The following is a 10,054-nucleotide window of genomic DNA, read 5'->3' as shown; positions in this document are numbered from 1 at the left end:
AGACACCCCCCACCCCCGACCCCTCCCCACCCCGCGCCAGTGCGCGCGGGGGGAGGGGAGAAGAAAAGCGCGGCCACGCCGATTCAGGCCACGGCGAAACGCCGCAGCGTGAATTCGCGGCGGCCAATTACGGCACCTCCGCCACCATCCCCACGCTCGATCCGGAACTGGCAAAACAGCTCGGCTTCACCACCGAGGAGGAAGACCTCGCCGCCCTCGCCCGGCCGCCGCGCAACAGGATGGAGGCGCTCGGCGTCGCCGCCACCGCCGACGCGCTGGAAAGCCTGATCCGCGACGGCCGTCCCGAATTCAAGGGCGAGGACGGCCAGGTCAAAATCTGGACGCCACATCGCCCGCCGCGCCCGGAAAAATCCGAAGGCGGCGTCCGCTTCGTCATCAAGTCCGAATACGAGCCGAAGGGCGACCAGCCCACCGCGATCAAGGAACTGGTCGAGGGCATCGCGCGCAACGACCGCACCCAGGTGCTGCTCGGCGTCACTGGCTCCGGCAAGACCTACACCATGGCCAAGGTGATCGAGGCGACGCAGCGCCCAGCCATCATTCTGGCGCCGAACAAGACGCTGGCGGCGCAGCTCTATGGCGAGTTCAAGAGCTTCTTTCCCGACAACGCCGTCGAGTATTTTGTCAGTTACTATGACTACTACCAGCCCGAGGCCTATGTGCCGCGGACCGACACCTACATCGAGAAGGATTCCTCGATCAACGAGCAGATCGACCGCATGCGCCATTCGGCGACGCGGGCGCTGCTGGAGCGCGACGACGTCATCATCGTCGCCTCGGTGTCCTGCATCTACGGCATCGGCTCGGTCGAGACCTACACCGCGATGACCTTCGCGCTGAAGAAGGGCGAGCGCATCGACCAGCGCCAGTTGATCGCCGACCTGGTGGCGCTGCAATACAAGCGCACCCAGGCCGATTTTACCCGCGGCACGTTTCGGGTGCGCGGCGACGTCATCGACATCTTCCCGGCGCATTATGAAGACCGCGCCTGGCGCGTGAACCTGTTCGGCGACACCGTGGAGAACATCGAGGAATTCGATCCGCTCACCGGCCACCGCCAGGACGACCTCGAATTCATCAAGATCTACGCCAACTCGCATTACGTCACGCCGCGGCCGACGCTGGTGCAGGCCATCAAGTCGATCAAGTCGGAATTGAAGTGGCGGCTGGACCAGTTGCACGACCAGGGTCGCCTGCTGGAAGCGCAGCGGCTGGAGCAGCGCACCACTTTCGATCTCGAGATGATGGAGGCCACCGGCTCCTGCGCCGGCATCGAGAACTATTCGCGCTACCTCACCGGACGCCGCCCCGGCGAACCGCCGCCGACGCTGTTCGAATATGTCCCCGACAACGCGCTGGTGTTCGCCGACGAAAGCCACGTCACGGTGCCGCAGATCGGCGGCATGTTCAAAGGCGATTTCCGCCGCAAGGCGACGCTGGCGGAATACGGTTTCAGGCTCCCCTCCTGCATGGACAACCGGCCGCTGCGCTTCGAGGAATGGGACATGATGCGCCCGCAATCGGTCGCGGTCTCCGCCACCCCGTCGGCGTGGGAATTGAACGAGAGCGGCGGCGTGTTCGTCGAGCAGGTGATCCGGCCCACCGGCTTGATCGACCCGCCGGTCGACATCCGCCCGGCCCGCACGCAAGTGGACGACCTCGTCGGCGAGGTCCGCGCCACCGCCAATGCCGGCTATCGCTCCCTCATCACCGTATTGACAAAACGGATGGCGGAGGATCTCACCGAGTATCTGCACGTGCAGGGCATCCGCGTGCGCTACATGCACAGCGACATCGACACCATCGAGCGCATCGAGATCATCCGCGACCTCAGGCTCGGCGCGTTCGACGCGCTGGTCGGCATTAATCTATTGCGCGAGGGCCTCGACATTCCCGAATGCGCGCTGGTCGCGATCCTCGACGCCGACAAGGAAGGTTTTTTGCGCAGCGAGACCTCGCTGGTGCAGACCATCGGTCGCGCCGCGCGCAACGTCGACGGCAGGGTGATCCTTTACGCCGACCAGGTCACGGGATCGATGGAGCGCGCCATCGCCGAGACCGACCGCCGCCGCGAAAAGCAGGTCGAATACAACACCGCCAACGGCATCACACCCGAAAGCATCAAGAAATCCATCGGCGACATCATGAACAGCGTCTACGAGCGCGACCATGTGCTGGTGGAAATCGGCGACGGCGGCATGGCCGACGACGTCATCTCGATCGGCCATAATTTCGAAGCCGTGCTCGGCGATCTCGAAACCCGGATGCGCGAAGCCGCCGCCGACCTCAATTTCGAGGAAGCCGCCCGCCTCCGCGACGAAGTCAAACGCCTGCGCGCCACCGAACTCGCCGTGGTCGACGACCCCACCATCAAACAGCGCGGCGTCGCGGCGAAAGCCGGCGCCTATGCCGGCACGAAGAAATACGGCGAGTCGGCCAACCTGCCGAAGGGCTCGTCAAAGCGAGGCGGCAACAACACGCCGCGGGTGGGTGCTGCCTCCTCCCCCTCGCCCCGTCCTTCACGGGGTGAGGGGCAATCCACGGGTAGTGCCAGCGGCGCCTCCCGCGTCCACAAACCCCATCTCGACGAAATGCACGGCCCGGAATCCCTGCCCTACCGCCCCGGCAGCGCCCGCCCGCGCAAACCCTCGCTCGACGACGTGGGCAAGAGCAGCGGCAGCAAAATCTTCCAGCCCACCGACTCGCGACAGTCCGGCCCGGAATTCGGCCCCGTGCCCCGCTCCAGCGGCGGCGCGCCGGGGCATCGGGGCGGGTGGAAGAAGAGGTAGGGCGGACCCGCATTGCGGCGCGCGGCATATGTCACCGTTCGACAGCGAAACTCTCACCACGCTGATCGAAGAGGACGGCAAGGAATTTGTGGTGTTCTGGTCGCCAGAGACTGCGGAGCACGATCCCGACTACCGCGAACTCGGCCGTTTTCCGTCCCGTGAGAAAGCGTTGGAATTCCTCTCCGCGGACGGCTGATACGCGCTCACCCCACACTCACTACCGCCACCCCCAGCACCGACAGCATGACCATGATCATGACCAGTTGCTGCTGCGTCCTGGTCTGCGCGCTCCAGGCCGTCACCTTCTGTTTCAGCGAGAGCGCAGCGTCGAAAAACAGCGGCTCGTAGCTGGCATGAAACAGTTTCGGGTATTTCGGGCCGAGCCAGGCCGAGACCGCCCCCGACAGGATCGACGTCGTCACGACGAAGAATGCCGCGCCGCCGGGGTCGCCGATGATCGCCTCCGAGCCGAACAGTTTCATCAGCAGCACCGCCGCCGCGAACGTCGGCACACCCTGCAGGGCGGCGGACAGGGCGATGCCCTCGAGACGGTTGGTCCTGCCTGATTTCGGAATGGCGATTGCATTCATGGCTGCGCTCCCCTGCGTTGGCGTCATCGGGCGGAGCCTAAACCGCGCATCGCGCCGCCGATGTGATGCGGGTCACAAGGGTGGCTTGGCGGACTCTGCCTGGCGGGTATCGCGCAGGGACTCTCACCGCGTCATTGCGAGGAGCGGATGCGACGAAGCAATCCATCGGCCAACCGGCATTGCTGTGAAATGGATTGCTTCGCTGCCGCTCGCAATGACGTCGATGGATTATCCCGGGGCCCCCTGCCCGCTTGCATACAAACGCCCGCGCCTTTGCTAGGCTGGCGCCGCGCCAACGACTTTCAACCGGGCGCCAGGGGAGAAACGTCATGGCCAAGGGTCAGATGCGCAGCAACAAGGAGAAGAAGAAACCGAAGGCCGACAAGAATCTCAAGAAGGGCGGCGCCGCGCCGGTCAATCCGTTCGCGGCCGGCAAGACCCCCGCCGGGCAGAGCCCCAACAAGAAGAGCTAGGTCCCGGTTGTTAGCCCGCTCTGCCGGGCGCGCCGCATCCCGCATTCGGTCAGGATGGCGTCACCGTCAAGGCGGGGGCCTGCCGGCATGGCTACGCGCTGCCGGCGTGCGCGGCGTGCGGCGACCGTATGCGCCGGCCGCGATCTGCCAGCCTCGTGCTCGGGATGAGACTTTCAGCGGCGCAACCCGCGACAGAGCAGCGTCCAAAATATACATCTTCTGGTTGTGAACCGATTCGGTTCCGCGCGCGTCCAATGGTCGGAATCTTTTGACGATTGATCGCAGCGAAATTCCGTCCACAATGGACCCTGGAAATGCCAGTCGGGCGCAACACCGGCGGAGAAAAACTTGGTCGAACCACTCAACCGGCAGCGCGTGCTGAATTTTCTCGACGTGTTCTATTCCCACGATATCGAGGGCGCGCTGGCCTGCTGCACTGACGACGTCGAATTCGTCGCCAACGCGCCCATCGACATCATGCCGCATATGGGTCACCGGCGCGGCAAGGCCGCAATGCGGGAGATGTGGAGCACGATCTACGCCCGCTATTCCAACATGCGCTACGACCTGGCCAATATCGTCACCGAGGGCGACACGGTCGCGGTGAATCTGCGCGCGTTCTTCCGCAAGCGGGGCAATGACCGGACCGTCCAGTTCGACATCGCGGTGTTCTATACGTTTCGCGGCGGCCGGATCGCGGAGATCCGCGAAATCATCGACACCTTCGATCTGGTCCAGCAGGTGCTGGAACGCGACGTCGCCGCGGATCTGGCCGGCACCGGGCCCGGCAAGACCTGACCCGGGCCACGGCCTCACGGCAGCCGGCCCCGGGTGATGCCAGCCGCCGCGTTGAACCTCACGGCGCCCTGCCGCGACCTAACACGAGGTTTTGCGGCACTGACACAAAGAAACCACATCCATGAAGATTGCGTTGCTTGTCCTGCTCGGACTGTTGTTGGGAGCGCTGGGCGGCGCAGCGCTGGGAATCGGCGCCGGGCTCGCCTGGGTCGAACTGTTCAAAACCACCGGTTTTGAAGGCTATAGCGCCATGCTGGTGTTCTTCACCTTCATGCCGCTGGGAGCCGCGATCGGCGGGGTCGGTGGCGCGGCGCTGTTCGGCGTGATCGCGATTCGCGATGCCGAGATTGCCATCGAGCAGGAGCCGTTGCGCCGCCGCGACAGGTGACGGGTGGAAATGCCGCATTTGTGCAATGCAAAAAAGTCGGTTGATTTTTAACCAGAATCCCGTATCCATGCTGGCAACAACGAAGTGCAGCAACCAGACCGGGCATCGCAATTTGCGCGCGCCGGTCTTTGCTTTTTTGCAAATCCGATCGGAACACCACAAAATGACAGAGCACAGTCTCTGGCGTTTTTCGCGCGCGTTGCATCGCGCGATCAATGAACGCCGGTTCGAAGACATCGAAGCCTTGATCGACGACAACGTCGACTGGGCGGTCTATGGCCCGATCGACATGTTCCCCTTCCTCGGCGCGCGCCGCGGCCGCGAGGCCGTGATCGAGGTGATCCGGCAGATCGCCGAGAATGTCCGGGTGCACCGCTTCGACCGCGAGACCATCATGCTGGGCGTGGATTCGGCATCCTCGATGCTGCGCTATTCGCTGACCGCGCTGGATTCGAACAAGCCGATCAGCCTGCGGATCGCGCATTTCGCGCAATTCAGGGACGGCAAGCTGCTCAGCATCCGGGTGCTGGTCGATACTTTCGATCTGGTGGAGCAGGCGCTCGGGCGTCCGATCAACCTGCCGAGGCTGGTATCGTTCGCGTGAGCGTCATTCCGGGGCGTCGCAACGCGACGAACCCGGAATCTCGAGAGTCCCCGATGTGCAATTGCACATCTGGGGTTCGATGCTTCGCATCGCCCCGGAATCGCGGTGATCAAAACACCCCGCCACAATTTCGCGCCGATGTACCCGCATCCATCCCCCTCGGCAGGCGGGCGGGGGCTATGATTCCGGGAACACGATACGGGCTGGCGGTGCTGCTGTTGCTGGTGGCCGGCATCGGCATGGCGCCGCATGCGCATGCCCAGGCGCTGCCGGCGGATCAGGAAGATCCGAACGCCGCCGCGGACATCGCCGCTTCGGACGACGGCGAGGAGCCGGACTGGAGCCAGCTCAACCTCGATACCGCCACGCTGCTGCTCGGCCCGGCCGCGAAGGCGCGCCCGCCAAAGGCCTCCCGCGGCAATACGTCCGGCGGCTCCGACACCTCGTGGAAATCCACCAGCAAGCCGAATGGCGCGGCGGACGTCTCGGTGAAGCAATCGCTGTCGCCGTTCTGGGACACCAGGATCGGCGCCGACATGACCGTGGTCAACGAGCCTCCGACCGCGAGCAGCGCCGACCTGCTGCGGCAGAAGTTTGCACCCGACAGCCCGCCGTCGCAGTCCTCCGGCACCGCCTGGGCGGCGATCACCGCCCCCGGCATCGGCACGATCTGGGACAAGACCGCGATCGAAGCAAGGTTCGATCCGGCGCAGGAACAAGGCAAGCTCGGCACGTCCCTGAGCAAGTCCCTGCCGCTCGGCGGCCAGTATTCGCTGACCTTGCAGAACGGCTACAACATCGTCCAGCACGGCGTCGTCCCGCTGCCCGGCATCGCCGCGCACCCTCAGCGCGATTACCAGACCGAGCAATCGGCGAAGCTGAGCATTGCCGATACCGGCACCAGTTTCATCGCCGGCCAGTCGCTGTCCTCCACCGAGGACAAATGGCTGCGCAGGGTCGGCGCCGAGCAGAAATTGTTCGGCGGCGTCACCCTCAACGGCTCGATCGGCGAAACCGCGCTGGGAACCCCGACCAGGAGTCTCAGCGCGAGCTTCAGGCGCAGTTGGTGAGCGCCGTGGCGCGTCGGCCCGCAAATCCCGCTAAAGATCGAGCATTGCCGCATATTGGCCGCGATGCGGTCAAAATCAGCGGCCCTGATGCAACCGTTGAATTTTCGTCGTGCGGGGGACAACCGCGCTTCTACACACGCAGGGAAAAAGCCGATGAATGCGACCATCCGTCCTGAAAAAGTTGAATCGACCGAAGCGGATCCCAATCTGGCCGCGGTCTCCGAAGTCGAGGCCGGCATCCGCGACTTCGTCCGCAACGACGTCGCCTATCTGCGCCGGCCGCCGACGCTGACGCCCGAGGCCGCGCTGGAGCCGAGCACAGAGGCCACCGTCAACAACGTCAACTCGCTGATCCAGCGCGTCGCCGGAACCTCGCTCTCGGAAATCGAAAACCTGATCGGCGAACTCGAGAGCCTGCGCGACCTGCTGCATGCCGAGGGTCAGCGCGTGCAGCGCGAGATTTCCGGCTATGCCCAGCTCAGCCAGGCCGCGATGAAGTCCACCCGCATGATCGCCGACAACGTCACGCAGTGGAAACGCGCCGCCGACGGCCTCCGCAACAGCTGATCGCCGAAATCCCTGCCTCAATCGTCATTCCGGGTTCGCGCTGCGCGCGCCCCGGAATGACGAGTTGCGACGAGGGCTTTGAACGTGCCGCCTCCCGTTCGCGACGAAGGGCAGGCGCCAGGGCTGGCGCAAGGACGCGGCGGGGACAATCTCAATGAAAACCATTCGGCCTGACAATAGCGATCCGCTTCCGCTGCGGCTGTCCTCGCACCGGATAAGCACCCTCATGCTCCGGTTCGTGGGCCTGCTGATTGGGGCGGTGGCGGTAATGGCGCTGGCGTGGAGCTGACCGGATCACGGCGGCGATCGAACGAAGGATTCCGCTGCCATGGTTAGCGGAAGGTGACTTACCGGCTGGCGATCGTGGCGCCGTCGAACGAATAGGCGCCGTCGGCATGGCCCTTCACCACCATCCCGGTGGCCAGCATCACCGCAAGCGTCACGGTTGCGAAGATAAAGCCGAGAATTTTCAAGCCGCCGCGGTCTGCCATGGTATCCCCTGAACGTTCGTCCCTGTGTCGACTATGACGGGCACAAGGTTCAAAATGCGTTAGCAATTGAATCGTTCCCTGCGATCGTCACGACGGGCCGACCGACGCCGCAATCCGGTAACCATGTCGCTTCAGGAAGCCGGACTCCGCCGCGGCGCGAAGGCGGTCGCCAGCATCGAGTACACCATCTCGCCACGCTGGTTGGTGCCGGTGTTGCGGGCCTGCACGATGCCCCATTCCGGGCGCTTCTCCGAGATCCGCAGCGATTCGACCTCGCTGGCAAAGCTGATGGTGTCGCCGGCCAGCACAGGCTTGATCCAGCGCAGCTCGCGAAAGCCCGGCGACGGGCCCCAGACCGCGACCTTCTCGCCGCGCGCGGCCGCTTCCCGCGACAGACGCTGGCCATCGGCCACCATCAGTTTCATGCAGACCGAGCCGACATGCCAGCCCGAGGCGGCCAGCCCGCCGAACAGCGATTGCCGGCCTGCCTCCTCGTCGAGATGAAAACGCTGCGGGTCGAACTGCGCGGCGAATGTCCGGATGGAATCGGCGGTGAAGGTGAACGATCCCACGTCGCGCCGCTGCCCGATCGCCATGTCCTCGAAGAAACGCATCAGCCGGCCTGCCCCGTATCAAGTCCGGCGCGCCGCCGCACGATGATCGGCGTGACGATCTCGCACAATTGCAGCCCGGCCGCGTTGCGCACGACGCCCCTGAACGTCACGATGCCGGTGTCCGGACGGCTCTTCGAGACCCTCGCCTCCGCGACGTCGATATCGAGCGTGATGTCGTCGCCCGGCCGCAGCGGCGCCATCCAGCGCAATTCGTTGACCCCGGGCGAGCCGAGCGAGGCGGTACGGCCGATGAAGCCGTCGAACATCATCCGCATCATGATCGAGCAAAGGTGCCAGCCCGACGCCGACAGGCCCTTCAGCATCGAGCGCGAGGCGGCCTCCTCGTCGAGATGCATCGGCTGCGGATCGTACTCAGCGGCAAACGCCAGCACCTCCTCGCGGGTGACCCGGCGCGGGCCGAACGTCCCGAATCGGCCGGGCGGGAAATCTTCGAAGCTGAGTGTCATGATGGGGATTGAATCGGGAATTGGTGCAGGGAAGCCTGATTGTGGCCGTTATTTGCGGCAATCTCAACCCGCCCGCCCGCATGGCTCGTGCCCGGCAGGCGACCGCCAGCAGGGTGCTGTCCCCGATCTTGCCCGGAACAACATTCGGAGCTAGCCCTGTGCAGCAGGCTTGGACCTCATCTCATATGCGACTCGCCGGGAGAACGACCGATGTTTGAATTTCGGGATCTGTTTCAGTGGGACCGCTTCATCACGCCCACCATCATCAAGACGTTCTACTGGCTGGTGATCGCCCTGATCGTGCTGTTCGGCATTTCCGGGATCTTTACCGGCCTGTCCGCGATGGCGATCAGCCCGTTCGGCGGGTTCATCGTGCTGTTGTCCTCGATCGCCAGCATCATCGTCGGCGTGATCTTCTCGCGGATCGCCGCGGAATTCATCCTGATCGTGTTCCGCATCAACGAACACCTCGGCGCCATCCGCGACCAGGGCCAGGGGCACTGAACGCGTCACCACAGCGAATCCAGCCTCATCCTGAGGAGCCGCGCGCGCTTCGCGCGGCGTCTCGAAGGATGGGCCGATTGCGTTGAACCATCATCCTCCGAGACGCGGCCAAGTGGCCGCTCCTCAGGATGACGGCACTGGGGGCTACGTATTGAACCGGAAATGCATCACGTCGCCGTCGGCGACGACGTATTCCTTGCCTTCCAGCCGCAGCTTGCCGGCATCGCGGGCGCCGGATTCGCCGCCGAGCGTGACGTAATCCTCATAGGCGATGGTCTCGGCGCGAATAAAACCCTTTTCGAAATCGGTATGAATGACACCCGCCGCAGCCGGCGCCTTGGTACCGCGGTTGATGGTCCAGGCCCGCGCTTCCTTCGGACCCACGGTGAAATAGGTGATGAGGTCGAGCAACTGGTAGCCGGCGCGGATCAGGCGGTCGAGACCGGCTTCCTCGAGGCCGAGCGTATCGAGAAACTCGGCGCGTTCCGCGCGCGACAGCGTCGCGATCTCGGATTCGATTTTTGCGGAGATGGCGACGGCGACCGCGCCCTCTTTCTTCGCGTGCTCCATCACGGCGTTGGAAAACCCGTTGCCCCCGGCGGCAGCGCCCTCCTCGACATTGCAGACGTAGAGCACGGGTTTTGAGGTCAGCAATCCCAGCATGCCGAAGGCGCGCTC

General features: G+C 64.5%; 14 protein-coding genes. 9 read left to right on the top strand and 5 right to left on the bottom strand.

Annotated elements, in window-relative coordinates; all coding sequences use genetic code 11:
• Both uvrB and Q8R73_RS15015 read left to right on the top strand, forming a co-directional pair.
• A partial coding sequence (uvrB, locus tag Q8R73_RS15020) for an excinuclease ABC subunit UvrB (RefSeq protein WP_305720337.1) occupies positions 1-2,810 on the top strand: 2,810 nt, incomplete at its 5' end.
• Positions 2,811-2,838: 28 nt separating this feature from the next.
• Positions 2,839-3,006, top strand: a complete 168-nt coding sequence (locus Q8R73_RS15015; RefSeq protein WP_305720336.1) for a hypothetical protein — start codon at positions 2,839-2,841, stop codon at positions 3,004-3,006.
• Between the two features lie 7 nt (positions 3,007-3,013).
• On the opposite strand, the gene Q8R73_RS15010 is transcribed toward Q8R73_RS15015, so the two are convergent.
• A complete protein-coding gene (locus tag Q8R73_RS15010; protein WP_305720335.1) occupies positions 3,014-3,400 on the bottom strand; it encodes a hypothetical protein in 387 nt (128 codons plus the stop codon).
• A gap of 329 nt (positions 3,401-3,729) precedes the next feature.
• Between Q8R73_RS15010 and Q8R73_RS15005 the strand changes: the two genes are divergently transcribed.
• The 6 genes from Q8R73_RS15005 to Q8R73_RS14980 all read left to right on the top strand — a co-directional run bounded on the left by Q8R73_RS15005 (position 3,730) and on the right by Q8R73_RS14980 (position 7,300).
• The gene (locus tag Q8R73_RS15005; RefSeq protein ID WP_304872531.1) at positions 3,730-3,873 is read left to right on the top strand and encodes a hypothetical protein; all 144 of its coding nucleotides are present in this window, start codon (positions 3,730-3,732) and stop codon (positions 3,871-3,873) included.
• A 348-nt stretch (positions 3,874-4,221) separates the two neighbouring features.
• A complete protein-coding gene (locus tag Q8R73_RS15000; RefSeq protein ID WP_305720334.1) occupies positions 4,222-4,671 on the top strand; it encodes a nuclear transport factor 2 family protein in 450 nt (149 codons plus the stop codon).
• Between the two features lie 121 nt (positions 4,672-4,792).
• Positions 4,793-5,059 (top strand): hypothetical protein, encoded by a 267-nt coding sequence (locus tag Q8R73_RS14995; RefSeq protein WP_305720333.1) that lies wholly within the window; start codon positions 4,793-4,795, stop codon positions 5,057-5,059.
• A gap of 163 nt (positions 5,060-5,222) precedes the next feature.
• Positions 5,223-5,663, top strand: coding sequence for a nuclear transport factor 2 family protein (locus Q8R73_RS14990; protein WP_305720332.1), 441 nt, complete (start codon positions 5,223-5,225; stop codon positions 5,661-5,663).
• A gap of 179 nt (positions 5,664-5,842) precedes the next feature.
• The gene (locus Q8R73_RS14985) at positions 5,843-6,733 is read left to right on the top strand and encodes a hypothetical protein (RefSeq protein WP_305720331.1); all 891 of its coding nucleotides are present in this window, start codon (positions 5,843-5,845) and stop codon (positions 6,731-6,733) included.
• A 153-nt stretch (positions 6,734-6,886) separates the two neighbouring features.
• A complete protein-coding gene (locus tag Q8R73_RS14980) occupies positions 6,887-7,300 on the top strand; it encodes a hypothetical protein (protein WP_305720330.1) in 414 nt (137 codons plus the stop codon).
• Positions 7,301-7,647: 347 nt separating this feature from the next.
• Here the strand turns inward: Q8R73_RS14980 and Q8R73_RS14975 are convergent, their stop codons facing one another.
• The 3 genes from Q8R73_RS14975 to Q8R73_RS14965 form a co-directional block, all read right to left on the bottom strand.
• Positions 7,648-7,791: a hypothetical protein gene (locus Q8R73_RS14975; RefSeq protein ID WP_305720329.1), complete on the bottom strand. Its 144-nt coding sequence runs from the start codon at positions 7,789-7,791 to the stop codon at positions 7,648-7,650.
• A 131-nt stretch (positions 7,792-7,922) separates the two neighbouring features.
• A complete protein-coding gene (locus Q8R73_RS14970; RefSeq protein WP_305720328.1) occupies positions 7,923-8,405 on the bottom strand; it encodes a MaoC family dehydratase in 483 nt (160 codons plus the stop codon).
• Positions 8,405-8,872 carry a MaoC family dehydratase gene (locus Q8R73_RS14965; protein WP_305720327.1) on the bottom strand — a complete coding sequence of 156 codons (468 nt, stop codon included), beginning with the start codon at positions 8,870-8,872 and terminating at the stop codon, positions 8,405-8,407. Before Q8R73_RS14965 ends, Q8R73_RS14970 begins: the two co-directional genes overlap by 1 nt.
• Before the next feature lie 210 nt (positions 8,873-9,082).
• Between Q8R73_RS14965 and Q8R73_RS14960 the strand changes: the two genes are divergently transcribed.
• A complete protein-coding gene (locus tag Q8R73_RS14960) occupies positions 9,083-9,376 on the top strand; it encodes a DUF4282 domain-containing protein (protein ID WP_305720326.1) in 294 nt (97 codons plus the stop codon).
• A gap of 144 nt (positions 9,377-9,520) precedes the next feature.
• On the opposite strand, the gene Q8R73_RS14955 is transcribed toward Q8R73_RS14960, so the two are convergent.
• Positions 9,521-10,054 (bottom strand): DUF933 domain-containing protein (locus Q8R73_RS14955; RefSeq protein WP_305720325.1); only part of this gene is annotated, 534 nt, incomplete at its 5' end.

The organism is Bradyrhizobium sp. (assembly GCF_030697065.1).
Classification (GTDB): domain Bacteria; phylum Pseudomonadota; class Alphaproteobacteria; order Rhizobiales; family Xanthobacteraceae; genus Bradyrhizobium.
The sequence above is the reverse complement of the archived record's forward strand: the minus strand, read 5'-3'. Positions and strand labels throughout refer to the sequence as shown.

Coding starts and splice junctions, on each gene's coding strand:
- Q8R73_RS15015 (WP_305720336.1), top strand. CDS start 2,839: ATGTCACCGTTCGACAGCGAAACTCTCACCACGCTGATCGAAGAGGAC.
- Q8R73_RS15010 (WP_305720335.1), bottom strand. CDS start 3,400: ATGAATGCAATCGCCATTCCGAAATCAGGCAGGACCAACCGTCTCGAG.
- Q8R73_RS15005 (WP_304872531.1), top strand. CDS start 3,730: ATGGCCAAGGGTCAGATGCGCAGCAACAAGGAGAAGAAGAAACCGAAG.
- Q8R73_RS14995 (WP_305720333.1), top strand. CDS start 4,793: ATGAAGATTGCGTTGCTTGTCCTGCTCGGACTGTTGTTGGGAGCGCTG.
- Q8R73_RS14990 (WP_305720332.1), top strand. CDS start 5,223: ATGACAGAGCACAGTCTCTGGCGTTTTTCGCGCGCGTTGCATCGCGCG.
- Q8R73_RS14985 (WP_305720331.1), top strand. CDS start 5,843: ATGATTCCGGGAACACGATACGGGCTGGCGGTGCTGCTGTTGCTGGTG.
- Q8R73_RS14980 (WP_305720330.1), top strand. CDS start 6,887: ATGAATGCGACCATCCGTCCTGAAAAAGTTGAATCGACCGAAGCGGAT.
- Q8R73_RS14975 (WP_305720329.1), bottom strand. CDS start 7,791: ATGGCAGACCGCGGCGGCTTGAAAATTCTCGGCTTTATCTTCGCAACC.
- Q8R73_RS14970 (WP_305720328.1), bottom strand. CDS start 8,405: ATGCGTTTCTTCGAGGACATGGCGATCGGGCAGCGGCGCGACGTGGGA.
- Q8R73_RS14965 (WP_305720327.1), bottom strand. CDS start 8,872: ATGACACTCAGCTTCGAAGATTTCCCGCCCGGCCGATTCGGGACGTTC.
- Q8R73_RS14960 (WP_305720326.1), top strand. CDS start 9,083: ATGTTTGAATTTCGGGATCTGTTTCAGTGGGACCGCTTCATCACGCCC.